Genomic DNA, 23,273 nt, shown 5'->3' with positions numbered 1-23,273 from the left:
GCTGTCCGGCGTCTCGACCCGCGTCCGCCGCGCGACGGACACGGCACCGTCAACCTGTCCGCCGCACGGCCGACCCGGGGCCCTGAACTGCGGCAATAGGATCAACCCATGCACCGCACGCTCGCGCGCCGGGCCGCCCTCCTCCCCTGGGCCGCCGCCGTCACCCTCGCGGTCATCGGCGTCGCCGAGATCCTCCTCGACAGCGCGTTCTCCGCCGCGCCGGCCGTGCCCGCCGCCGCGCTCGCCACCGTCGTCGCCGGCACCGCCCTCGCCGGCCGGTTCCCGATCGCCGGCTCCGCCATCGTCGCCGCCGCGTTCCCGGTCGCGGTCGCCGGCGGGCTCAACGGCCCCACCGGCGCCGCCGTCCTCGGGTTCTTCCTCGCCCCCGGCTGGGCCGGCTACCAGCGGGCGGCCTCCTGGCCACCAGATACTTCGCGGCCGTCCCGGTTCTGGTCGGCCGGCTCCTGGCCCGCGCCGCTCGCCGCGCAGCTCATGGCGAGCCTCGGCACGTGGATCGCCGGCCGCGCCGCCGGATCCACGATCGGCGGGCTCGCCGCCATGGCCTGGGAGAACCTGTTCTTCGGCCTGCTGTGCTGGGGCGCCTGGGGCGTCGGCCTGCTCGCCCGCCGGCTACAGGACCGCGCCGAACTCCTCGCCCGGCTCACCACCGCCCTCGACGCCGAACGCGACGCCCGCGAGCACGCGATCGTCGCCGAGGAACGGCAACGGATCGCCCGCGACATGCACGACGCCGTCGCCCACTCGATCAGCGTCATGGTCCTGCAGCTCGGCGCCGTCCGCGCCACCCTCCCGGCCGGCACACCACAGGCGGAGATGCTGCAGGGCGTCGAACGACTCGGCCGCGAATCCGTCCGCGAGCTGCACACCCTCGTCGGCATCCTCCGCGACACACCCGACCTGCTCGTCGCCCAGCCGTCCATCGCCCGCGCCGAGGAACTGGTCGCGGAGCTGCGCGCCGCCGGGCTGCCCGTCGAGCTGACCGTCGACGGCGACCTCACCGGCGTCCCCCGCGCCCAGGACATCTCCGCCTACCGGGTCCTGCAGGAGGCGCTGACCAACGTCCTGCGCCACGCCGGCACCGCCGCGACCAGCGTCCACCTGCACCGGGCAACGGACCGCCTGACGCTCACGGTCGACAACGTCCTACCCAACCCCGCCCCTTCCGCCGCTGCCCCTTCCGCCCCCGCCTTGGACGGCGGCGGGCACGGGCTCATCGGGATGCGCGAACGGATCGCCGTCTTCTCCGGCACCCTCACCGCCGGCGCGCGACCCGGCGGGTTCACCGTCCGGGCGTCGTTCCCCCTCGGTACCGCGTCATGATCCGCGTCGTGGTCGTCGACGACGAAGCGATGATCCGCGCCGGGCTGCGCATGCTCCTGGACCACCAGCCCGACATCGAGGTCGTCGGCGAGGCCGCCGACGGGGTCCGCGCCCTCGACGAGGTCCGCCGCACCAACCCCGACGTCGTCCTCCTCGACGTCCGCATGCCCCACGGCGACGGCATCGAGGCCGCCGGCCACATCCTCGCCGCCGGCCCGACCAAGGTGATCATCCTGACCACCTTCGACGACGACGAGGCCGTCCGCCGGGCGCTGCGACTCGGGGTCAGCGGCTTCCTGCTCAAGGTCGCCCCACCCGAGCAGCTCGTCCACGCCGTCCGGACCGTCGCCGCCGGCCACGCGCTGCTCGACCCCGCCGTGACGCTGCGGGTCATCGCCTCCTACGCCGCCTCCCCCGTCGCCGACCCACGCGCCGCCGCGCAGCTCGCCACGCTCACCGAACGGGAGGTCGACGTGCTGCGGCTCGTCGCCCGCGGCCGCTCCAACGCGGAGATCGCCGCATCGCTGTTCCTCGGCGAGGCGACCGTGAAGACGTACGTCTCCCGCATGCTCACCAAGCTCGACCTCCGCGACCGCGTCCAGGCCGTGGCGTTCGCCTACGAAAGCGGCCTGATCCGCCCCGGCGCCGCCTCATGACCCACCCCGGCGCACCACCCCCGCCTCGTACGCGAACACGACGATCTGCACGCGATCCCGCAGCCCCAGCTTCATCAGCAGCCGCCCCACATGGGTCTTCACCGTCGCCTCCGACAGCGACAGGACCGCCGCGACCTCCAGGTTGGACCGGCCCCGGGCCACCTCGACAAGCACCTCCCGCTCCCGGACGGTCAACCCCTCCAGCAGCCGCTCCGCCTCCGACACCCCGGCCGCCGGGTCCGGCAGATGCCCCGCGAACGCGTCGATCAACCGCCGCGTCACCCGCGGCGCGACGACCGCGTCCCCCGCCGCGACCGACCGGATCGCCCCCGTCAGGTCCGCCGGCTGCACGTCCTTGAGCAGGAACCCGCTGGCACCCGCCCGCAACGCCGCCCACACGTACTCGTCCAGGTCGAACGTCGTCAGCACCAGAATCCGCGCCGCCGACCCCGACCCCACGATGCCACGGGTCGCCTCAATCCCGTCCGCCACCGGCATCCGCACGTCCATGAGCACCACGTCAGGCACGAGCGCCGCGGCCATCGCCACCGCCTGCACGCCGTCCCCCGCCTCCCCGACCACGTCCATGTCCGGCTGCGTCGACAGGATCATCCTGAACCCGAGCCGCAGCAACGGCTGGTCGTCCACCAGCAGCACCCTGATGCTCACGCCCCGCCACCCCTTCCCCCACGCACCGCCGCGCCGCTTGTCGTGCCGCTCGCCGGGCCGCTGCTTGCCGGGGCATCGCTTGCCGGGTCGCCGTGGAGGGTCGCGCGGACAGACCAGCCCGGGGCGTCGGTGCGTGGACCGGCCGCGAACCGGCCTCCGTACGCCGCCGCTCTCGCCGCCATTCCGGTCATGCCCCTGCCACCAGCCTGCCCACCGCCCTGCGGGGCGCTCGTGCCGTCGTCGGTGACCTCGAGCTCGACGCGGTCGCCGGTGTACCGCACCCGCACCCCCGACCGGCTCGAAGCACCCGCGTGCTTGAGCACGTTGGTGAGTGCCTCCTGGACGATCCGGTACACCGCGAGCTCCACGCCGGGCCCCAGCCGACCCGGTACGCCCTCGGTGGTGACCTCGACGCGGAGCCCCGCCGCCCGTACACCGGCGATGAGCGCATCCAGGTCCGCCAACCCCGGCTGCGGGCTCGCCGCCACATCACCGGCACCACCCGCGCCCGCGGACACGGCGGCCCGGGTGTCCTCGTGCAGCAGCCCGAGGACGCGACGCATCTCCCCGAGCGCCTGCCGGCCGGTGCCCGCCACGTGCCGCATCGCCGTCACCGCCTCGCCCGGCGACGACGCCGCCGTCAACGTCGCCGCGTCCGCGAGCGTGACCATCACCGACAGGTGGTGCGCCACGATGTCGTGCATGTCCCGCGCGATCCTGGCCCGCTCCGCGGCGACGGCGATCTCGGCCCGCTGGTCACGGTCGCGTTCGAGGCGCCGGGCCCGATCCTCCAGCTCGGCCAGGTACGCCCGCCGGGTCCGCACCACCAACCCCAGCAGCACCACCGCGGTCAACCCGAACGTCACGAACCCCACCGCCGTCCACCGCGGCCCGGCCGAGAACGACGCCGTGAGCGCCAGCGACCCGACCACCACGACCACCGGCACGAGCCGCCGCAGCGCCGCGTGCCGCGCAACGGTGTACACCCCGATGGCGATCACCGCCTCCGGATGCAGCCCTTCGACCCTGACCCCGACGACCACCAGCCCGAGGACCGCGAGCCCGAGCACCGCCCAGCACACCAGGACCGGCGCCGCCCGCCGCCAGACCAGCAGCAGATGAACGGCCACGTAGAACGCCACCCCGGCCGCCCCGGCCCCGGCGAGCGCCCGGTCCGCGTTGAGCAGCCCGACCCCGGCGGCAAGCGCACCGTCGACCCAGCGCGGGTGCCGCACCACGAACCCCCGCACCACACCGAACCACCGCGCCCCCACCCCCGCCGCGCCCCTGTCCCGCACCACCGGCGGCTCCCGTTCCACCATCCGATCCCCCTCCCCGGACCTCATCGTTCCGCCCCAGCACCCGCACCGACGCCACGGCCGAGAGCCAGCGACTGACGCAGACCCACGATCGTCCCGTCCCACCCGGTACCGCCGCCCCCGTCCGCACCGACGAGGCGCACGACCAGAATCGCCCCGCCGCCCCGCAACTGCCGACCCTGCCAACCAACGGTGTCCCGGCCCGAACGGTCCCGCCGCACCTCGCCCCCGCCCCCGCCCCGACAGAGCAACGACGGCACGACCGACACCGCTCCCCCGCTCATCGCCCGGCCCAGCCACGCAACGACGACACCATCAGGACCGCCGCTCCTACCAGGCCGCGGCCGAGCGAGAACGACACGACCAGGACCGCTCCGCTCACGCCCGGCCCGGACATCTCCGTGACCACCTTGGCGAGCGCCGCCCCGCCGACGCCGGCCGAGAATCAGCGGGGCACGACGGGGACCGCCGCGCCCCGCTGATCCCCGGCCACGCGCAGCGATGAGGCGCGACCAGCACTGCTCCGCCCCCGCTCACTGCCCGGCTCGGCGGGCGAAGGGTGGCGTGGCTCGGACCGCGTCGCGCCGCTGGGCGCGGCCGGGCCGTAGCGGCGTGCGGGTGGGGTCAGGCGTCCCTGCGTCGCAGGACGAGGGTGCCGGCGAGTAGTAACAGCGCGACCCAGCCTGCCAGGACCAGGGCCGACACGGCCGGGGAGAAGGTCTTGAACGGGTTTCCGGAGCCGTCGACGCTATACATGGCCTGGGCGGCGACCGTCGGCACGAAGCGCATGACGTCGTCGGCGCGGTCGGCGGGCAGCGCGGCGCCGAGCAGCGCCGGGCCGACGAACATGGCGGCGACGAGTGCGGTGATCGCACCGGCGGAGTGGCGCAGCAGCGTGCCGACGCCGAGGCCGAGCAGGCCGGTGAGGACGAGACCCGCCGCGGCGCCCGCGACCGCCCGCGGCACCTGCGGGTCGCCGAGCGACGCGCCGTCGGCGCCCAGGAACGCCTGGCACACCAGGAACGACCCTAGGCACACCACCGTCATCAGCGGCACCGTGAGCGTCGCCTGGGCGACGGCCTTCGCGCAGACGACGGGCCAGCGGCGCGGGACCGCGGTCAGGGTGGAGCGGATGGACCCGGTGCCGTATTCACCGGTCATCTGCAGGACGCCGAACACGCCGACGACGAGCACGACGAAGTCGACGGGCAGGAAACCGGCGCTGACGGCCCGGGCCACGTCGGGTGCACCGCCGCCACCGAGGACGGAACGGTGCACGCCATAGCCGACCGCGCCGGCGAGGCCGACGGTGACGACGGCCATGACGCCGAGGGTGAGCCAGGTCGAGCGCAGCGACAGCAGCTTGCTCCACTCGGAGCGCAGCACGCGCGGAAACGTGAGCCTCATCGGTATTCGACCTCCGATCCGGTGAGCTCCATGTAGGCCTCCTCCAGGGACGCACGGCGCGGGGTGAGCTCGTGCAGGGCGATGCCGGCGGCGCGCGCGACGTCACCGATGTGCTCGGCGGTGGCGGCGGTGACGTGCAGCAAGCCGGGCTCGACGCCGGTGACGACGGCACCGGTGGCGGTCAGGGCGTCGCGCAGCGCCGTGGCGTCGGGCGAGCGGACCACGACCGTGCCGACCGCGACCCGGGCGATCAGCTCGGCGACGGTGGTGTCCGCGAGGAGCCGGCCCCGGCCGACGATGACGAGGTGCTCGGCGGTGACCGCCATCTCGCTCATCAGGTGGCTGGACACCAGCACCGTGCGCCCCTCCGCGGCGAGGTCCTTCAACAGGTTGCGGATCCACAGGACTCCGTCGGGGTCCAGCCCGTTGACCGGCTCGTCGAGGATGATGACGGCGGGGTCGCCGAGCAGCGCCGCGGCCATGCCGAGCCGCTGCCCCATGCCGAGGGAGAACCCGCCGGCGCGCCGGTGCGCCACGGACTCCAGGCCGACCAGCCCGAGGACCTCTTCGACGCGGGTGGCCGGGATGCCGTGGGTGTGCGCGAGCGCCAGCAGGTGCGCGCGGGCCGACCGTCCCTTGTGGACGGATCGGGCGTCGAGCAGGACGCCCGCCTGCCGCAGCGGGTCGGGATGGGCCCGGTACGGACGGCCGTTGACCGTAGCGGTGCCCGACGTCGGGTGGTCCAGCCCGACGATCATGCGCATGGTGGTGGACTTGCCTGCACCGTTGGGCCCGAGGAACCCGGTGACCTGCCCGGGCTTCACGGCGAACGACAGTGCATCGACGGCGACGGTGCCGCCGTAGCGTTTGCTCAATGCCTGCGCCTCGATCATGCCCCGACGCTACGACCGGTCACGGACCCGCGACGACAGTCTCAGGTAGCGAACCGAACCGCGATCTCTCGTCCTCAGGTAGGACCCGCGTCCTACCCGCAGACGAGCCGGCCTTGCTGTTTCGGCAAGCACCATTGCGGATCGCGCCAGGGCGACGGACGCTCGTTGCATGGACAACGACTACGACGTAGTGATCATCGGCGGCGGCGCGGCCGGCCTGAGCGCCGCGCTCACCCTGTCCCGGGCCCGCCGCCGGGTGCTGGTCATCGACGCCGGCGAACCCCGTAACGCCCCCGCCGGCCACGTGCACAACTACCTCGGCCGGGAGAGCACGCCGCCGGCGGAGCTGTTGTCGATCGGACGGGCCGAGGTTCACCAGTACGGTGGCGAAATCCGCGACGGCGTCGTCACCGCCGTCACCGGCGCGTCGCCGAAGTTCGCCGTCGAAACGGCGGACGGCCGGACCGTGTCGGCGCGGCGGATCCTCGCCACGACCGGCCTCGTCGACGAGCTGCCGGACATCCCGGGCCTCGCCGAGCACTGGGGCAGCCGGGTGCTGCACTGCCCGTACTGCCACGGCTGGGAGGTCAGGGACCGGCCGGTCGCCGTCCTCGCCACCACCGGCATGGCGGCCCACCAGGCGCTGCTGTGGCGGCAGTGGACCCCGCAGGTCACGCTGCTGCGGCACACCGCCCCCGCCCCGACCCCGGACGAGGTCGCGCGGCTGGACCGGCGCGGGATCCGGATCGTCGAGGGCGAGGTCGTCTCGTACGGCGCGGACGGCGCCCACCTGGCGGACGGCATCATCGTGCCGGTCGAGGCCCTAGTTGCGATGGGACGGGTCACGGCACGCGCCGCGTTCCTCGAGCCGCTGGGACTGACACCGGCCGCCTTCGAGGCGCACGGCGTGCCGCTGGGCACGCACCTCCCCTCCGGTCCCGCCGGAACCACCAGCGTCCCCGGGATCTACCTGGCGGGCAACGTCACCGAGCCGATGGCCACGGTCATCGCCTCGGCCGCCGCCGGCGTCAGCACCGCCGGTCTGATCAACATGGATCTGGTGCTGGAGGACGCGGCGTGATCCGCGCTCGTTGAGGGTCTGCCCCGGCTGCGACTGGCGGCCGGGGTCACGTCGCGTTACGCTTCCTAGGACACTAGGTTCCAGTGTCTGACATCGGACGGGGGTTACGGTGTGGCGGTGACCGCTGCGAATGAGGAGCGCGACGGCGTCGCGCTGACGAACCTCGACCAGACCCTGTTCGACGAGGCGGGAGCGACCAAGCGCGACCTGGTCGACTACCTCGACGCCGTCCGTTCGCAGATCATCCCAGCGCTGACGGGGCGTCCGCTGTCGGTGGTGCGGGTGCTGCGCGGCCAGGCGCCCTTCATGCAGAAGAACCTGCCGAAGTACACGCCCGACTGGGTGCCCCGGGTGACCGTCTGGGCCGAGTCGTCCAAGCGCAACGTCACCTACGGGCTGTGCGAGGACCGGCGGACCCTGCTGTGGTTCGCCAACCAGCGCTCCATCGAGTTCCACCCGCTGCTGTCGAAGGCACCCGACTTCGCGCACACCACCCACATGATCCTCGACCTGGACCCGCCGACGCCGGACGCGTTCGGGCTCGCGGTCGGCGCGGCCAGGCTGATCCGGGCCGTGCTCACCGACCTCGGCATGGACAGCGTGGTGAAGACGAGCGGCGCCAAGGGCCTGCACGTGTTCGTGCCCATCGACGCCCACGCGCCGATGGAGGACATCGCCGCCGCCACCCGCGCGGTCGCCGCCCGCGCCGCCCGGCTCGACCCGTCCCTCGCCACGACCGCCTTCATCCGCGAGGACCGCGAGGGCAAGGTCTTCCTCGACCCGACGAGGGTCGGCGGCGCGACGGTCGCCGCCGCGTACAGTCCACGGCTGCGCCCCGGCACGCCGGTCTCCTTCCCGGTCGCCTGGGACGACCTCGACGACGTCACGCCGGCCGACTTCACCGTCCACAGCGTGCCCGCCCTCCTCGCCGGCGCCGACCCGTGGGCCGAGCGGATGCCACCCCCGCAACGACTCGACGCCGCCCTGATCGAGGAAGGCCACACGATCCCCGTGCCACGTGTACAGGCGATGCACGAAGGAAAACGCCGCGCCAAGGCCAAACGCGAAGCCACAGTGGAGCCCTGATGCCGATCATCGTCGACGCGCCGCGCGAGGACTGGGCCGCCCAGGGCCTCGCGCTCGCCGCCCGCCTCCTGCACGACCTGGCCCCGCACGCCGCCGCCGTCGAGCACATCGGCAGCACGTCGATCCCGGGCATGCCCGCCAAGCCGGTCCTCGACCTGCAGGTCAGCGTGGCCGACCTCGACGCGCCGCTGGACGCCCCGCTGCAGGCCCTGGGCCTGTCCCGCATGCCGTTCGAGCGCGACCACGTGCCCGCCGGCCTGACCGACGACCCGGCCCGATGGACCAAGCGGATGTGGTCCGGCCCCGGCATCAACCTGCACGTCCGGCGCACCGGCTCCCCGAACGAACGCCTGGCCCTGCTCTTCCGCGACTGGTTCCGCGCCCACCCCGCCGCCGTCCCGGCCTATGGCGCCTTCAAGTCCGCCCTCGCCGACGCCCTCTCCGGCATCCCCGACGACCTCGGCATCTACAGCGACGTCAAGGACCCGGTCGTCGACCTCGTCATCGTCGCAGCGGAGGAGTGGGCCGCCGCCACCGGCTGGTCAGCGCACAACGCTCACCAGCCATGAGCTCAGCCCCGCACGCCTGAGCCATCTCCCTCTGCGCACCCATGCCCACCAGCCAACCCGACCCGACGCCACCCGCGCACCGCTGCCATCCGCACACCGCTGCCGTTGCGCACCGCTGCCGTCGCGCACCGCTGCGGTCGCGCACCGCAGAGCCGTGCTCGCCGCCTGCGGAACCGGCCACTCCGAGCGTCAGGTCGGGGCGGGCTGGCTGGAGCCGGGCGTGCACTTCTGCATGACGGGCGCCTGGCCCCCACAGCACCCGCACCACCGACAGCGGCCGCCCCGTCAGCGCCGGGATGATCTGCGAACGGACGGCGTCGAGGTAGTCGACCAGGTCGCGATGACCGTCGTGCCGGGCAGACCAGTGGTCGAGCGCTTGTCGTCAAACACCTCCACGTGCATCGCGGGGCTCGGGGCGGAGGTCAGGGTGAAGCGGCGCGTCATCTGGCGGGCTTGCGTCCCGTCAGCTGAAGTCTTCGGGTGTGAAGGCGCGGGGCTCGACTAAGACCAGCCAGTTGCCGGTGATGTCGCGCATGACGGCCTCCACGCCATACGGGCGGTCGGAGGGCTCCTGCAGGAACGTGACCCCCTTCGCGGACAGCTCCTCGAACGTCTTGTGGCAGTCGTCGACACGGAGGCCGAGCGCGCCCATCTGACCCTTCTCCAGCTGGCGGCGGACGAATGCGGCGGCCTCCTCGTCGAGCGGCGGGCCGGGGAGCATGAGGGTCACCTCCAGCTCCGGCTGGCTCGGGTGGCCGATCGTCAGCCAGCGGTAACCTTCACCCAGCGTGACGTCGGTGCGAACCTCGAAGCCGAGCACGTCGACGTAGAAGTCGCGGGCTTTGTCCTGGTCGAGGCAGTACAGCGTGACAAGCGAAACGTTCGAGATCATGCGGACAACGTTACTGACCGTCAGTTTCGGGGTGCTTCTCCAGAATTGCGCGTCAGCACGCCGTTCATGAACAGGAAGCAGCCCGGGACGTGCGGATTGCCGAGCGCCGCCCAGCGGTCCCGATAGGCGGTCGGGCTCTCGCCCACGATCGCGGTGAACTTGGACGAGAACGAGCCGAGGCTGCTGAAGCCGACCAGCATGCAGATCTCGGTGACGGTCAGATTGGCGGAGCGCAGCAGGTCCTGGGCGCGCTCGATCCGGCGGCGGGTCAGGTAACGCATGGGCGTCTCGCCATACGCCGACTCGAAGCTGCGCACGAAGTGGTACTTGGAGACGCACGCGACAGCGGCGACGGCGTCGAGGTCGAGGGGCTCGCGATAGTGCCGGTCGAGATGGTCCCGGGCACGGCGTAGATGCGGTAGGAGCTGCACGGGCACCACCCTGGCGGTCGTCATGCCAGCACCATAACGGCAGTATCGAGCCCCATGACCCTACGTATTCACATGCCTCCGTTCCGTTAGAGGGGATGTGAATCATGCCCGGATTCGGCTACGTTGGCCGGGCAACGCGTTTTGCCGTTTGTTGTAAGGAGCGTTCAACGTGCCCCGACGCAGGTCCGTGGTCACGCTGCTGATCGCCTCGATGCTCGCCCTCACGGCGTGCGGGTCGGACAAGAAGCAGGACCACCAGGCCGCCCGGCCCGCCACCGGCGCCCCTTCCGCGACGGCGTCCGCAGACCCCTCCCCGACGGCCGACGTGTCGCCGTCGGCGGGCCCGTCCGCCTCGAAGTCACCGGCCGGGAAGCCGTCGCCGAAGGCGAGCGCGTCGACGGTGAAGGGGCCCGAGGGCACGTTCGTGATCCGCCCGCCGGGCTCCGGTCACGGCGCCGCCGGCTCGCAGAGCCGCACCGGGACGACCGCGGTCGCGTTGACGTTCGACGACGGGCCCGACCCGGTGAACACCCCGAAGATCCTCGACCTGCTGCGGGACAACGGCGTCAAGGCCACGTTCTGCCTGGTCGGCTTCCGCGCCCGGGACAACCCGGCGCTGGTGCGGCGGATCGCCGACGAGGGGCACACCCTGTGCAACCACTCGTGGCAGCACCTGACCAATCTCGCGAAGAAGGACCCCGGCTACATCGAGTGGGACCTCAAGCGCACCAACGAGGCCATCCACGCCGCCGCCCCCGGCGCCCCGATCAAGTACTTCCGCGCGCCCGGCGGCAACTTCACCCCCGGCCTGATCGCGAAGGCGAAGGACCTCGGGATGGCGTCGATCTACTGGGACGTCGACCCCGCGGACTGGAACCACACGAAGGACTCCGATGACGCCGCCCACATCAGGCGGGTCATCGCCGACGTGAAGCAGCACGTCCGGCAGGGCTCGATCGTGCTGTCCCACGACAACAAGCAGCCCGACACGATCATCGCGTACCAGACGCTGCTGCCGTTCCTGAAGCAGTACTTCACGCTCGAGGCGCTCTGAGCACCTGGTGCAGCACCGTGTCGACGAGCGCCCCGCCGGTCACGGTCGCGGTCATGTAGGTGGCGTACGGCTGGCGCCTGCGGTCCGTCGGTGAGCCCGGGTTGAGCAGTCGCAGGCCGGCGGGTGTGACGGTGTCCCACGGGATGTGCGAGTGGCCGAAGACGAGCAGGTCCCGGCCCGGGAAGCGGGCGTCGCAGCGCTGCTCGCGGCCGGTCGCCGGGCCGGTCTCGTGCACGACGGCGACCCGGAGCCCGTCGAGGTCGACGTCGGCGACCTCGGGCAGCCTGGCCCGCAGCGCCGGGCCGTCGTTGTTGCCGTACACACCGACCAGCCGAGCGCACCGGGCCTCGAACCGGTCCAGGAACGGCTCGTCGACCCAGTCGCCGGCGTGGATGACGACGTCGGCGGCCTCGACCGCCGCCCACAGCTGGGCCGGCAGGTCACGCGCCCGCTGCGGTACATGGGTGTCGGCGACCAGCACGAGCCTCATCACGCCGACGCTACCGGGCGCATGAAAAAGCACCCCGGAGGTCCGGGGTGCTTCCCATGGCGGACTTACGCCTTGGTGACGACCGTGCCGACGATCTTGTCGCCCAGCGTCTGCTTCTTGGCGTCCCAGAGCGGGAAGAGCCAGCCGATGTAGCAGATGATGCTGTCGACGACGTGGGCGATGTCCCGCAGGAACGCCATGCCCGCGCCGATCGGCTGGCCGGTCTGCTCCTTGACCAGGTACAGGCCCAGCGCCTTCTTGCCGAGGCTCTGGCCCTTGCCGCCGAGGATCCAGCGGTTGTACACGATGTAGCCGAAGCCGAGCAGCGAGAACACGAAGTAGATCGGGCCGAGCGTGCCGTCGTCGTTGCGGCCGACGCCGGCGCCGATGCCGAACAGGAGCCAGGCGGGGATGTAGTCGACGATGAAGGCGCCGACCCGCACGGGCCACGTTGCGAGGTTCATGGAACTCCTTGGACGAGAAAGTGGGGGTACTGCAACAACTTCCGGCTCAGGAGAACCCGAGCCGGTGCAACTGGAAGGCCCAGCTCATGGCTGCCGCCACGAGCATGACCCAGCCCATGCGCGATCGGGCCCTGCCGGACCACGGCACCGGGGCGCCGACCACGCCGACCTGGCGCAGCAGCAGCAGCGGTACCGTCACGGCGGTCACCGCCGCGACGCCCAGGATGGCCGGATTCGCCGCCGCCGAGGCCACGACGTGTCCGTGCACCAGCTCGACCGCGGCGGTGGTCAGACCGCAGGCCGGGCACGGGACGCCGGTGAAGGTGCGCAGCAGACACGGCGCACCGAGACCGGTGGATGTCGTGAACATCGGCCAGAACGCCGCGGCCACCGCGATACCGGCGCCGAGGGCGCCGATACGTTCGGGGACGGACAGCTGCTTGCGCACGTGACCTGCTCGATCGACGGTGTGGGACCGCGATCGTATGGCACGGGATCAGGCCCTCACCACCCCGTTAGCTCATCCGAACGACCGACATCTACGTCGAAGGTGGCTACATGAGTCGTCAGATATCGGTACACAAGCGGATGAAACGGGCGAGGACGCAATGATAACGATACGAAATATTTGCCCGATGGACGCGTGTCAGGGTCCTCGGGTGATCCCGCATGCACCCCGGCATGACATCCGTCATGGGGTCGCGGGTGACGCCGGACAGATCCGCCGGGGTGGATGCCCGGCGATGCTTCTGGCATGACGAACGCAGCAGTCCAGTTGACCGGCCTCACGAAACGGTTCGGTGCCCTCACCGCCGTGGACGGGCTGGACCTCACGATCCGCCGCGGCGAGGTCGTCGCGCTCCTCGGCCCGAACGGTGCGGGCAAGTCCACGACGATCGACATGCTGCTCGGCCTCCTGCGCCCCGACGAGGGCACGGTCCTGCTCGACGGGCAGTCCCCGGCGAAGGCGATCGCGAAGGGCACGGTCGGCGCGCTGCTGCAGAGCGGCGGCCTGCTGCCGGACCTCACCGCGGGCGAGACGGTGCGCCTCACCGCCGCCCTGCAGCAGCGGTCGCGTCCGGTGCCGGAGGTCCTCGAACGCGCGGGGGTCGCCGAGTTCGCCAACCAGCGCGTCGGCGGCCTCTCCGGCGGGCAGCAGCAGCGCATCCGCTTCGCGATGGCCCTCGTCGCCGACCCCGACCTGCTGGTCCTCGACGAGCCGACGACCGGCATGGACGTCGAGACCCGTCGCGGGTTCTGGACGACGATGCGGCAGGAGACAGCACAGGGGCGCACGGTGCTCTTCGCGACCCACTACCTCGACGAGGCCGACGCCTACGCCGACCGCATCGTGCTCCTGCGCTCCGGCCAGGTCATCGCCGACGGCACCGCCGCCCAGATCAAGGCGGCCGTGACCGGACGGACGATCCGCGCCACCCTCCCCGGCGCCGACCTCGTCGGCCTCGCCGCCCTGCCGGGCGTCGACCGGGTCGAGACCCGCGGCGACGTCGTCATGCTGCACTGCGACGACTCCGACACCGCCCTGCGGTCCCTGCTCAACTCCACCGACGCGCGCGACGTCGAAGTCACCGCGCGCAACCTCGAAGACGCCTTCATCGCCCTCACCGCCGCCGGGAGCAGCAAGTGAACACGACCTACCTCCGCATGGAGATCGTCCGTCTCGTCCGTAACAAGCGCGTCGTCATCTTCTCGATGCTCATGCCGGCCCTGCTCCTGCTCATCATCGGCGGCGTCTCCGTCGGCGGCGACGCCGACGCCAAGAAGTACGTCATGGTCAGCATGGCCCTCTTCGGCGCCATGACTGCCGCCCTCACCAGCGGCAGCACCATCGCCGTCGAGCGCGGCCTCGGCTGGAACCGCACCCTGCGCCTCACGCCCCTGTCCCCCGGCGGGTACGTCGTCAACAAGGTCATCGTCGCGCTGCTCGTCGCCATCCCACCGGCCCTCGTCACGTTCCTCGTCGGCGCCCTGGGCCTGCACATCAGGCTCACCGCGACCGAGTGGGTGCTGTGCTTCGTCGGCGCCTGGCTGTCCGCGCTGCCCTTCGCCGCGCTCGGCGTCGTCATCGGCTACCTCGCGAAGCCCGACGGCGTCCAGCAGGTCACCGCGCTGCTCAACCTGACCCTCGCCGCATTCGGCGGGCTCTGGGTGCCGGTCTCGCTCATGCCGGGCTTCATGCAGCAGATCGCGAAGTTGACCCCGTCCTACTGGACCGGGCAGGTCGCCCGCAGCCCGCTCGACCACGGCCACATCGACGTCCAGGCCATCCTCGTCCTCGGCGGCTGGACGCTCGTGCTGGCGCTCGTCGCGCTGCGCCGGTTCCGCGTCGACACCGCCCGCGCCTGAGTCGTCGGTACCGTGTCCGTCATGAGTGACCCAACCAGCCGCCGGTCCGCACCCAGGTTCTTCTGGCTGTGGGCCGCGGTCTGGCTGTTCTACATGGCCGGCCCCATCGGCGACGCCTGGCGCCGCCCGGAGGTCTGGGAGCGCGTCGCCGGCCTCACCGCGGCGCTCGCCTTCTGCGTGCTCTACCTGATGTCGTTCGTCGCCGCCCGCGCCGCGATGCGACGCACCGGCGCCCCCATGGTCCTTCCCTCCGCGGCGTGGCGGCTCGGGGTCATGATCGCCCTCACCGCGGCGCTCACGCTCATCGTCGGCGAATCGGGCCTCACGGCGCTGGTCTACGTCGGCGTGATGGCCGTGTTCTCGCTCGGCCCGCGCCTCGCCTGGACCGTCGTCCTCAGCGCCGCCGCGTGCGCCGCCGCCCTGCCGAAGCTCGTGCCCGGCTGGGACGGCGGCATCGACCTCACCTTCGCCGTCCTGGTCGCCGCCCTCGCCGTCTGGGGCGTCACCCGCGTCGTGCAGCGCAACGCCCAGCTCGCCGAGGCCCGCGAGGAGATCACCCAGCTGGCCGTCGCCGCCGAACGCAACCGCTTCGCCCGCGACCTGCACGACCTCCTCGGCCACTCCCTCACCGTCGTCTCCGTGAAGAGCGAGCTCGCCGCCCGGCTGGTCCGCATCGCCCCCGACCGCGCGGAGGCCGAGCTCACCGACATCCAACGCCTCGTCCGCGAGGCCCTCGTCGACGTGCGCGCCGCCGTCTCCGGCTACCGCGAGATGTCCCTGGCCACGGAGCTCGCCTCGGCGCGCAGCGCCCTGGACGCCGCCGGCATCGAGGCCGAGGTGCCGCTCACCGCCGAGGCCGCCGACCCTGCCCGGCAGCAGCTCTTCGCCTGGGTCGTCCGCGAGGGCGTCACCAACGTCATCCGTCACAGCGATGCGAAACACTGCTGGATCCGCCTGGAGCACAACGCCGTCGAGATCAGCGACGACGGCCGCGGCCCCACCACCCGCCCGTCCGCCGCGTCGGCGTCCGCGACGGACGCCTCCACCCGGGCCGCTGCCACCCGGGACCCGGCCGGCCACGCGGACCTCGATTCGCCGGGCCACGGCCTCGCCGGCCTCCGCGAACGCGTCGACTCCGCCGGCGGCACCCTGACCATCGGCAACCGCGACGGCGGCGGGTTCGTCCTGCGAGCCACCACCTGACCGTGCCACCCCGCCAAGCGTCGGGCCCTCGTCACAGCGGCGCCGTATTGCGGTTGCCCGCGGCCCGGCCGGCGGGCAGGCTCCGACCGATGGAGGCACCTCCCGTCCCGAACGGATCGCAGCGGCCGGGCCGCGTCGACCGAGCAGCTCAGGCGGCCGGCACGGACGAACCGCCCGGAGCCGCGCCCGCTGCCGCGACACCGGCCGCGACAGACGCCGGTCGGCGACTGACGCCGGTGGTGCCAGGTGCGGACGGCACAGGAAGGACCGGACCGTGACGAGCACGGACAACAGGCCGCCGAGGTGGGTCGACGAGGCGTTGCCGGCGACGGTACGGGCGAAGGCGGAAGCTGCCGGGGCACACGCCTGGCTGCGACGGTTGCCCGAGCTCGTCGCCGACATCGAGGCGGACTGGGCCATCCGCGTCGGGCGGGTGTACACCGACGCCACCGAGGCCTTCGTCGCCGACGCCACCATGACCGACGGCACGCCCGCGGTCCTGAAGCTGATCGTGCCGCGGGCGGGCAACGCCGCGGCCAACGAGGTGACAGTGCTGCGGCTCGCGGGCGGCGACGGGTGCGCGCGGCTGCTGCGGCACGACGTCGCCCGGGACGCGCTGCTGCTGGAGAAGCTCGGACCGAGCCTCTTCGAGCTGGGGCTGCCGGTCACCACGCGCCACGAGATCCTCTGCGACGTCGCGAGCCAGGTGTGGCGGCCGGCGCCGGACGCCGGGCTGCCGACCGGGGCCGCGAAGGGCGCGTGGCTCACGACCTTCATCACCGGGGCGTGGGAGCGGCTGGACCGGCCCTGCGCCGAACGCACCGTCGCGCACGCACTCGCCTGCGCCGAGCGTCGCGTCGCCGCCCACGACGACGAACGGGCCGTCCTCGTCCACGGCGACGTCCACGAGTGGAACACGCTGCGCGCCCCCGACGGCTTCCGCCTCGTCGACCCTGACGGGTTGCTCGTCGAGGCGGAATACGACCTCGGTGTCATCATGCGCGAAGACCCGGTGGAGCTGATGGCGGCCGACCCCCGTGACCGCTCGCGCTGGCTCGCGGCCCGCACCGGCCTCGACGAGACGGCGATCTGGGAGTGGGGTGTCGTCGAACGCGTCTCGACGGGCCTCGTCCTGGTCCAGGTCGGCCTCCAGCCGCTGGCCGCCCAGATGCTCGCCGCCGCCGACACGATCGCCGCGATGCGCACCTGACACCTCCAAGAGCAGTGGTGAGATCGTTCGGGCCGCAGCCCGGTGGGTCGGCCTGCGGCCGCCCGTCGGTTGATCAGGCGTGCGAGAGCAGGACGCGGGCGGCGACGTTGCGGGTGGCGATGCCGAGCCGCGTCTTCGGGATCAGCATCGTCGCGGCGAGGCCGGCGGCGCGCTGCTTGGCGTCGGTGCGGGTGCGGTGAGCTGCCTCGTACGCCAAGAACGCCGACGCATGGTCGGACGGACTCGCCGCGAGCGCGGTCGCCAGGGTGTGCGCGCCGGCCATGGCGAGGCTCGAGCCGTCGCCGAACAAGGAGACACAGGACGCCGCATCGCCGAGCAGCGTCACCCGCCCCCGTGACCAGGACGGCAGGCGGACCTGGCTGACGGAGTCGAAATAGAGGTCGGGTGTCGCCTGCAGCCTGGCGAGGAGCTCGGGGACCCGCCAGCCGGCGCCCGCATAGGCATCCGTGACGATGCGCTTGTGCTGGGCGGTGTCGCGGTGGTCGAAGCCGTCGACCATCGGACCGCGGAAGATGAACGCGACCATCGCCCGGCCCGTGGACGGATGGATCGACACGAGCCTGCCGGGCGTGTTGTGCATCAGCACGTCGTGCGGATGGTCGGCCGGCTCGTCCAGCGGCATCGTCGCCACCCAGACGCCCATGTGCCGCACGAACTCGCGCTCGGGACCGAAGACGAGCCGGCGCACCGCGGAGTGCAGGCCGTCGGCGCCGACGAGGAGATCGAAGCGGCGCGGAGCCGCCTGCTCGAACGTGACGTCGACGCCGCTCGCGTCCTGCGACACCGACGTGACGGTGTCGTCCCACAGCAGCTCGGCGTCGCCGCGGGCGGCCTCCTGCAAGATCGCGGCGAGGGCGCCACGGGGAAGCTCGACCTCGCTGTTGCCCGCCGCGCTCTTGGAGCTCGGCATGGGGACGCGGCCGGCGGGACGGCCCTTGGCGTCGATGACGAGCATCGAGGTGGCGTGGGTGGCGGCGGCCCGCAGCTGGGGCATGATGCCCAGCTGCTCGGCCACGGGCAGCGCCGGGCCTCGCACGTCGACCGGATTGCCGCTGGAGCGCAGGCCGCTCGCGCGCTCGACGATCGTGGGCCGGAACCCGCCGCGGGCCAGGAAGTGGGCGAGTGTCGGGCCGGCCACGCCGGCGCCAGAGATGAGGACGGTGGGAGGAGTCATGCCACCACGATAGCTGCATCCAGTGCAGAATTGCAATGAGTGCGAGTCGGCAGTTGATGCGGTACGATGTCGGCATGAGCTTGCGTGACCGCAAACGCGCCCGAGTCCGGCAGTCCCTCGTCGACGCCGCGACCGAGCTGTTCGAGCGGGACGGTTACGAGCGCACGACCGTGGCCGACATCGCCGCAGCGGCGGACATCGGCACGCGCACGTTCTTCAGCTACTTCGCGAGCAAGGAGGAGCTGCTGTTCCCCGAAAGCGACCGCCGGGTCCAGGCGACGGTCGACGCGATAGCCGCCCGCGACTCGGAGGACACGCCGGTCGAGGTGCTGATCCGCGCTCTGTATCTGACCGGCGTCGACAGTGACGACCTGACCGACCGGCTGGCGGCGTTACGGCTGCGGCTGATCCGGGAGGTGCCGGCGGTGCGGGGGCGGGCGCTGCAGATCCAGTTGGACGCCCAGCAGCAGATCGCGGCGCATCTGGCCGAGGCGTTCCCGGAACAGCTGGACCGGGTCAGGGCGGGGGCGTTGGTCGGGGCTTTCGTCGGGGCGGTGACCGGGGCGGTGCAGGTGGTGATGGAAGACCTGCCGGCGCATCACGACCCGAAGGAGATGCGGGCGGCGGTGGAGGAGGCGACCGGCGTGGCGCTGCGGCCTTGGATGACGACGCGGCCTCACTAGGCGCCGATGGGGGTGCGGGCAACATCGTCGCCTCGCACGCCGCCGGGCCAGCACGCCGGGCCAGCACGTCGAGCCAGCACGCCGACGCAGCACGCCGGCCAGCGCGTCGGGCTAGCAGGTCGAGGCAGCACGCCGGGCCAGCGCGTCGAGCCAGCGCGTCGGCGTACTGGCAGGTCGAGGCAGCACGTCGAGCCAGCACGCCGGGCCAGCATGCCGAGACAGCATGCCGAGACAGCGCGTCGAGGCAGCACACCGAGGCCAGCACGTCGAGCTAGCAGGTCGAGGCAGCACCCCGGGCCAGCACCCCGGGCCAGCGCGTCGAGGCAGCCGGGTGGAAGCGAACCGCGCCGGACGGGTGACCTGGGGAGGGCGGTCGGGCATGATCGTGGCACAGTGGCACGAGTACGGGAACAGTACGGAAAACGGACAAGGGGGACGAGCGATGAACAGCTTCTTCGACAGGGTGAAGGACCTCGCCGACCAGCACGACGACAAGGTTGACGCCGCGCTGGAGAAGGTGGGCGACATCGTCGACGACAAGACCGGCGGCAAGCACACTGAGCACATCGAGAAGGCCGTCGACGCCGCGCAGCAGCACACCGGGGGCGGGGACTCCACCAAGCAGTGAGCGGAGGTCAGCCGGCGGCCTTCTTCGCGGCGGAGTAGGCCAGGTGCAGGAAGTCGGCGCCGGCGATCGCGGACGCCACGGCCATGCCGAACCGGGTCGCGCGGGGGGCGAACACGAGGCCGGCGCCGAGGCCTGACGCGACCCAGACCGCGGTGCAGAACGGGCAGGTCAGGAGCTCGCCGAGGGCGTGCTGGACGCCGTGGCCGCGGGGGGTCTCGTTGACCTCCGCGGAGCCCGCGGCGCTCTCGAACTGGGTGACGGGGGCGCGCAGCGGGCTGGTGACGGCGTCCTTGGTGATGAGCCGGGACAGCTTGTGGGTGGCGACCGCCAGCAGGGCCACGTCGGCCGGTGCGGGGCGCTCGGGGAGCCGCTTTCCCGTGAGTTTGGCAACACCGGCGGCCGTGGCGACGGCGGCGCCGAAGACGGCCATGACGGTGGCGTACCCCCGCAGCGGACGCTCATCGGGCGCCTTCCGCGCGTAGGTGGCCGCGGTCCGGACATCGATGTCTGCCATGGATTGGCAGCTACCCGGACCGTCCGAGCCGCAAACCAGGTGATCGTCTCGGGTACGATGGGTCCGCACCGTCGGCCCCCGCGCCGCGACCACCACTGTCAGCGCCGGGCAGGACGACCCCTCAGACGTTCGGAGACTTCATGGCGGTCCGCCGCCTCATCCCTGCATCCTCGTCGGCGACCTTCGCCGATCTCGGCGTCCCGGCACCGCTCGTCGCCGCGCTCGCCGCCAGCGGCGTGACCGAGCCGTTCCCGATCCAGACGGCCACGCTGCCGGACGCGATCGCCGGTCGTGACGTGCTCGGGCGGGGTCGCACCGGCTCCGGGAAGACGTATGCGTTCGTGCTGCCGGTGCTGATCCGGCTCGCCGCGAGCCGGGCACCGCGACGCCCCGGACGCCCCCGGGCGCTGGTGCTCGTGCCGACCAGAGAGCTCGCGACGCAGGTCGAGGCCGCGATGGCCCCGCTCGCGCAGGCACTGTCGCTGCGCACGCAGGTCGTGTTCGGCGGCGTGGGGGCCAACCCGCAGATCGCCGCGTTGCGTGCCGGGGTCGACGTGCTCGTCGCCTGCCCCGGGCGGCTCGACGACCACGTGCGGTCCGGTCACGCGCGCCTCGACGACATCGAGGTCACCGTCCTGGACGAGGCCGACCACATGGCCGACCTGGGCTTCCTGCCGGTGGTCCGCCGGCTGCTCGACGCGACGCCCGCCGACGCGCAGCGCCTGCTGTTCTCGGCGACGCTCGACGCCGGCGTCGACGTGCTCGTCCGCCGCTACCTGAGCGACCCGGTCACGCACAGTGTCGACCCGGTGGCGGCGCCGCCGGTGGACATGACCCATCACGTGCTGCACCTGCGGGACGAGGACCGGTTCCCGGTGCTGGTCGAGCTGACCGCCGCGCCCGGGCGGACCGTGGTGTTCACGCGCACGAAGCGCGGCGCGAAGACCCTCGCGCGCAAGCTGGTCGCCGCGGGTGTGCCGGCCGTGGAGCTGCACGGCAACCTGGCGCAGAACGCCCGCGACCGGAACCTGACCGCGTTCTCCGACGGCAGCGCCCGCACGCTGGTCGCGACCGACATCGCCGCGCGGGGCATCCACGTCGACGACGTCGCGCTGGTCATCCACGCCGACCCGCCGGCGGAGCACAAGGCCTACCTGCACCGGTCGGGTCGCACGGCCCGGGCGGGTGCCAGCGGCACCGTGGTCACGCTGATGACCGACAAGCAGACCGGTGACGTGCGGCAGCTGGCCCGCGAGGCCGGGATCAAGCCGACGATCACCAGGCTGCGCCCCGGCGACTCGCTGCTGACCGAGCTGGCCCCGGGCGTGCGCACGTTCCACGAGCCGCCCGCCGAGCCGGTCACCGTCCCACGGCAGCAGGGTCGCGCCAGGGTCGAGGACGGCACCGACACCCCGCGCACCGCGGGTCGCCGCCGTTCGGGTCGCCGCCGTGGAGCGGGCAGCGCGGCAGAAAGTGCCACAAGCCCAAGCGTCGCCGGTACGATCACAGCCTCCGCCTCCCCCACCCGCCGCGGCACCGCGCTCGCCGCGGAAGGCCCCGGCCGGACCGGACGCCGGGGCGGGAGCGCGCGCGGCGGCGAGCCGAAGGCACGCGGCGGCGAGGAAGCGACGGCCCGCGGCGGCGCCGCGGCGGCACGCCGGAGCGGGGAAGCCACGGCGACCCGGGGTGGCGACACCACGGCACGCCGAGCCGGAGACGGCACCGGCCGCCGGAGCGGGGACGCCACGGCAAACCGGGGCAGCGACACCACGGCACGCCGAGCCGGGGGCGAGGCCGGCGACGCGGGCAGCGGTCGCCGGCACGGACGGCGCCCCGCCACCCACCGCGAAGGGCAGCGAGAGGGCCAGCGGGAGACCGCGGCCGGCGGAGGCGCCCCGAAGACCGGAGGCACCGCGGCGACCGCACGGCCGTCCGGCGCCGCGGCGTTCTCCGCGCAGACCAGGGTCGGCCGCAGAAGCGGACGCTGAGCAGCCCCCGGCCGACGTGCCGGGGGCCCAAACGGTACACAAGCAAAGCCGTACACAAGCACCAGCGAAACGGCGAACAGCGCAACCGGTACACCGGCGGAACAGCGCAAACCAAAATCGCCGGCAGAACGGCGCAACCAGGAAACGCCGGCGGATCAGCGCAAACCAGCAACTCCGGTGGAACGGCACAACCGGTACACCGGCGGAACAGCGGACTCAGACGGGCAGGCCCCAGCGGACCAGCACCCGCTCCGCGCGTGACGGGTCGACCTTCACGGACACCCGCTGCCCGATCCCCGCCTGCGCCGACGCGTGCAACGGCAGCATCGTCTCGACGGTCACCGGGTAGGGCGGCTTGCCGGCGTGCTCGACCAGCAGGTTCAGGCGCACCAGCGGCACCATGTTGATCCGCGTGCCGGTGTCGACCAGCCCGAGGATCGTCGCCGCGCCGGGTGTACCGATCTGCTCCAGCTCCAGGTTCGCGGTCTGCGCCTGCATGCTGAGCTGGGCCTGCTGCATCTGCGCCATGCCGGCGCGCATCTGGGCGGCCGGGTCGTAGGTCGCGTCGACCGCCCGTGCCTGCTGGTTCAGCCGGCGCAGGTCACCGAAGAGGCCCACGGGGGTCAGACCTGACCGAACAGGTTGCCGTAGTGCACGGCGAGCTGGGTGTCGCCACGCATGCGGGCCGGCCAGCCGGCCGCGGCCTCGTCCCACGAGGAAGCGGGCACGCCGAAGGACTGCGCCTTCAGCACCACGCCGTCGGCGTTGAGGCCCTCCTGCGAGGCGGCCTTCGAGATGCGGGCGTACATCACCAGGTCGACGCCGGCGATCGGCGCGAGCCGCGGGTCGTCGGCGGCGATACCGGTCGCGACCGGGGCACCGTAGGCGTTGGCGGCGCCGTAGCCCTGCATGCCGTAGGTGGCCTGCTGCTGGGCCGCGTAGGCCTGCGCGGCGGCGCTGGTCTGCTGGGCCTGGGCGACCATGCCCGGCGCGGCGGCGGCGACGTTCCGCATGTCCTTGAACTGCTTGAAAAGTCCCATGATTCCCTCATCTGCATCGGTGTCCCGCATGACGGTAGGGATCCGGTTCGGCGCCCGGCGTCAGGAAAGCGATCGACTCTCTGTCACCAAACC

The 23,273-nt window shown here is 72.7% G+C and carries 25 protein-coding genes and 2 pseudogenes; 13 read left to right on the top strand and 14 right to left on the bottom strand.

The annotated features are described in order from the left end of the window. Positions 1 to 108: 108 nt before the first annotated feature. Both ABZ321_RS32850 and ABZ321_RS32845 read left to right on the top strand, forming a co-directional pair. Positions 109 to 1,341: a histidine kinase gene (locus ABZ321_RS32850; RefSeq protein ID WP_354898554.1), complete on the top strand. Its 1,233-nt coding sequence runs from the start codon at positions 109 to 111 to the stop codon at positions 1,339 to 1,341. After that, positions 1,338 to 1,997 (top strand): response regulator transcription factor, encoded by a 660-nt coding sequence (locus ABZ321_RS32845; RefSeq protein ID WP_354898551.1) that lies wholly within the window; start codon positions 1,338 to 1,340, stop codon positions 1,995 to 1,997. The genes ABZ321_RS32850 and ABZ321_RS32845 overlap by 4 nt, the downstream gene beginning before the upstream one ends. Here the strand turns inward: ABZ321_RS32845 and ABZ321_RS32840 are convergent. The 4 genes from ABZ321_RS32840 to ABZ321_RS32825 all read right to left on the bottom strand — a co-directional run bounded on the left by ABZ321_RS32840 (position 1,992) and on the right by ABZ321_RS32825 (position 6,285). Continuing rightward, positions 1,992 to 2,666, bottom strand: coding sequence for a response regulator transcription factor (locus tag ABZ321_RS32840; RefSeq protein WP_344504314.1), 675 nt, complete (start codon positions 2,664 to 2,666; stop codon positions 1,992 to 1,994). The two genes, ABZ321_RS32845 and ABZ321_RS32840, sit on opposite strands and share 6 nt — an antisense overlap. Further along, on the bottom strand, positions 2,663 to 3,988 hold the full coding sequence (locus ABZ321_RS32835; RefSeq protein WP_354898548.1) for a histidine kinase: 1,326 nt from the start codon (positions 3,986 to 3,988) through the stop codon (positions 2,663 to 2,665). The genes ABZ321_RS32840 and ABZ321_RS32835 overlap by 4 nt, the downstream gene beginning before the upstream one ends. Before the next feature lie 621 nt (positions 3,989 to 4,609). Continuing rightward, entirely contained in the window at positions 4,610 to 5,392 is a 783-nt protein-coding gene (locus ABZ321_RS32830) for an ABC transporter permease subunit (protein WP_344504312.1), read from the bottom strand. Then, positions 5,389 to 6,285 (bottom strand): ATP-binding cassette domain-containing protein, encoded by an 897-nt coding sequence (locus tag ABZ321_RS32825; RefSeq protein WP_354898545.1) that lies wholly within the window; start codon positions 6,283 to 6,285, stop codon positions 5,389 to 5,391. The genes ABZ321_RS32830 and ABZ321_RS32825 overlap by 4 nt, the downstream gene beginning before the upstream one ends. 169 nt (positions 6,286 to 6,454) lie before the next feature. Between ABZ321_RS32825 and ABZ321_RS32820 the strand changes: the two genes are divergently transcribed. The 3 genes from ABZ321_RS32820 (at position 6,455) to ABZ321_RS32810 (ending at position 9,021) form a co-directional block, all read left to right on the top strand. Continuing rightward, positions 6,455 to 7,366 (top strand): NAD(P)/FAD-dependent oxidoreductase, encoded by a 912-nt coding sequence (locus tag ABZ321_RS32820; protein ID WP_354898542.1) that lies wholly within the window; start codon positions 6,455 to 6,457, stop codon positions 7,364 to 7,366. A gap of 117 nt (positions 7,367 to 7,483) precedes the next feature. Further along, positions 7,484 to 8,452 (top strand): ATP-dependent DNA ligase, encoded by a 969-nt coding sequence (locus ABZ321_RS32815; protein WP_354898540.1) that lies wholly within the window; start codon positions 7,484 to 7,486, stop codon positions 8,450 to 8,452. Then, positions 8,452 to 9,021: a GrpB family protein gene (locus ABZ321_RS32810; RefSeq protein ID WP_354898537.1), complete on the top strand. Its 570-nt coding sequence runs from the start codon at positions 8,452 to 8,454 to the stop codon at positions 9,019 to 9,021. Before ABZ321_RS32815 ends, ABZ321_RS32810 begins: the two co-directional genes overlap by 1 nt. A 225-nt stretch (positions 9,022 to 9,246) precedes the next feature. Here ABZ321_RS32810 and ABZ321_RS32805 read toward each other — a convergent pair. The 3 genes and pseudogenes from ABZ321_RS32805 to ABZ321_RS32795 all read right to left on the bottom strand — a co-directional run. Next, positions 9,247 to 9,361: pseudogene (locus ABZ321_RS32805) on the bottom strand (ATP-dependent DNA ligase); the annotation flags it as partial. A gap of 123 nt (positions 9,362 to 9,484) precedes the next feature. Beyond that, entirely contained in the window at positions 9,485 to 9,913 is a 429-nt protein-coding gene (locus ABZ321_RS32800) for a VOC family protein (protein ID WP_354898534.1), read from the bottom strand. A 20-nt stretch (positions 9,914 to 9,933) separates the two neighbouring features. Continuing rightward, complete coding sequence (locus ABZ321_RS32795) at positions 9,934 to 10,368, bottom strand: AraC family transcriptional regulator (protein ID WP_354898531.1); 435 nt, start codon at positions 10,366 to 10,368, stop codon at positions 9,934 to 9,936. A 145-nt stretch (positions 10,369 to 10,513) separates the two neighbouring features. On the opposite strand from ABZ321_RS32795, the gene ABZ321_RS32790 reads away from it, so the two are divergent. Beyond that, entirely contained in the window at positions 10,514 to 11,398 is an 885-nt protein-coding gene (locus tag ABZ321_RS32790) for a polysaccharide deacetylase family protein (RefSeq protein WP_354898528.1), read from the top strand. Here the strand turns inward: ABZ321_RS32790 and ABZ321_RS32785 are convergent. The 3 genes from ABZ321_RS32785 to ABZ321_RS32775 all read right to left on the bottom strand — a co-directional run bounded on the left by ABZ321_RS32785 (position 11,379) and on the right by ABZ321_RS32775 (position 12,800). Then, the gene (locus ABZ321_RS32785) at positions 11,379 to 11,888 is read right to left on the bottom strand and encodes a metallophosphoesterase (protein ID WP_354898525.1); all 510 of its coding nucleotides are present in this window, start codon (positions 11,886 to 11,888) and stop codon (positions 11,379 to 11,381) included. The two genes, ABZ321_RS32790 and ABZ321_RS32785, sit on opposite strands and share 20 nt — an antisense overlap. A 65-nt stretch (positions 11,889 to 11,953) precedes the next feature. Then, complete coding sequence (locus ABZ321_RS32780) at positions 11,954 to 12,352, bottom strand: RDD family protein (protein ID WP_344504303.1); 399 nt, start codon at positions 12,350 to 12,352, stop codon at positions 11,954 to 11,956. A 46-nt stretch (positions 12,353 to 12,398) separates the two neighbouring features. Then, entirely contained in the window at positions 12,399 to 12,800 is a 402-nt protein-coding gene (locus ABZ321_RS32775; RefSeq protein WP_344504302.1) for a DUF2752 domain-containing protein, read from the bottom strand. A gap of 306 nt (positions 12,801 to 13,106) precedes the next feature. Here ABZ321_RS32775 and ABZ321_RS32770 point away from each other — a divergent pair, with 306 nt between their 5' ends. The 4 genes from ABZ321_RS32770 to ABZ321_RS32755 all read left to right on the top strand — a co-directional run bounded on the left by ABZ321_RS32770 (position 13,107) and on the right by ABZ321_RS32755 (position 17,132). Further along, positions 13,107 to 14,000 carry an ABC transporter ATP-binding protein gene (locus ABZ321_RS32770; protein ID WP_344504301.1) on the top strand — a complete coding sequence of 298 codons (894 nt, stop codon included), beginning with the start codon at positions 13,107 to 13,109 and terminating at the stop codon, positions 13,998 to 14,000. Beyond that, the gene (locus ABZ321_RS32765) at positions 13,997 to 14,719 is read left to right on the top strand and encodes an ABC transporter permease (protein WP_354898521.1); all 723 of its coding nucleotides are present in this window, start codon (positions 13,997 to 13,999) and stop codon (positions 14,717 to 14,719) included. Before ABZ321_RS32770 ends, ABZ321_RS32765 begins: the two co-directional genes overlap by 4 nt. A 21-nt stretch (positions 14,720 to 14,740) precedes the next feature. Continuing rightward, on the top strand, positions 14,741 to 15,922 hold the full coding sequence (locus ABZ321_RS32760; RefSeq protein WP_344504299.1) for a sensor histidine kinase: 1,182 nt from the start codon (positions 14,741 to 14,743) through the stop codon (positions 15,920 to 15,922). A gap of 274 nt (positions 15,923 to 16,196) precedes the next feature. Next, complete coding sequence (locus tag ABZ321_RS32755) at positions 16,197 to 17,132, top strand: aminoglycoside phosphotransferase family protein (RefSeq protein ID WP_354898518.1); 936 nt, start codon at positions 16,197 to 16,199, stop codon at positions 17,130 to 17,132. Positions 17,133 to 17,205: 73 nt separating this feature from the next. Here ABZ321_RS32755 and ABZ321_RS32750 read toward each other — a convergent pair whose 3' ends face one another. Then, positions 17,206 to 18,327 (bottom strand): FAD-dependent monooxygenase, encoded by a 1,122-nt coding sequence (locus tag ABZ321_RS32750; protein ID WP_354898515.1) that lies wholly within the window; start codon positions 18,325 to 18,327, stop codon positions 17,206 to 17,208. Positions 18,328 to 18,401: 74 nt separating this feature from the next. Here ABZ321_RS32750 and ABZ321_RS32745 point away from each other — a divergent pair, with 74 nt between their 5' ends. Together ABZ321_RS32745 and ABZ321_RS32740 are read left to right on the top strand one after the other, a co-directional pair. Next, positions 18,402 to 19,010 (top strand): TetR/AcrR family transcriptional regulator, encoded by a 609-nt coding sequence (locus tag ABZ321_RS32745; RefSeq protein ID WP_354898512.1) that lies wholly within the window; start codon positions 18,402 to 18,404, stop codon positions 19,008 to 19,010. Positions 19,011 to 19,452: 442 nt separating this feature from the next. Further along, positions 19,453 to 19,638, top strand: a complete 186-nt coding sequence (locus ABZ321_RS32740) for an antitoxin (RefSeq protein ID WP_344504295.1) — start codon at positions 19,453 to 19,455, stop codon at positions 19,636 to 19,638. Between the two features lie 7 nt (positions 19,639 to 19,645). On the opposite strand, the gene ABZ321_RS32735 is transcribed toward ABZ321_RS32740, so the two are convergent. Further along, positions 19,646 to 20,152, bottom strand: coding sequence for a DUF1360 domain-containing protein (locus tag ABZ321_RS32735; RefSeq protein WP_344504294.1), 507 nt, complete (start codon positions 20,150 to 20,152; stop codon positions 19,646 to 19,648). Positions 20,153 to 20,292: 140 nt separating this feature from the next. Between ABZ321_RS32735 and ABZ321_RS32730 the strand changes: the two are divergent. After that, positions 20,293 to 21,603, top strand: a pseudogene (locus ABZ321_RS32730) (DEAD/DEAH box helicase); the annotation flags it as partial. 753 nt (positions 21,604 to 22,356) lie between these two features. On the opposite strand, the gene ABZ321_RS32725 reads toward ABZ321_RS32730, so the two are convergent. Further along, a complete protein-coding gene (locus ABZ321_RS32725; RefSeq protein ID WP_354898509.1) occupies positions 22,357 to 22,758 on the bottom strand; it encodes a hypothetical protein in 402 nt (133 codons plus the stop codon). Positions 22,759 to 22,763: 5 nt separating this feature from the next. Beyond that, positions 22,764 to 23,180, bottom strand: a complete 417-nt coding sequence (locus ABZ321_RS32720; RefSeq protein ID WP_354898506.1) for a hypothetical protein — start codon at positions 23,178 to 23,180, stop codon at positions 22,764 to 22,766. Positions 23,181 to 23,273 lie beyond the last annotated feature (93 nt).

Source organism: Dactylosporangium sp. NPDC006015, from assembly GCF_040614215.1.
Taxonomy (GTDB): domain Bacteria; phylum Actinomycetota; class Actinomycetes; order Mycobacteriales; family Micromonosporaceae; genus Dactylosporangium; species Dactylosporangium maewongense.
Note: the sequence above shows the minus strand (reverse complement) of the source record. Positions and strands in the feature narration are given on the sequence as shown.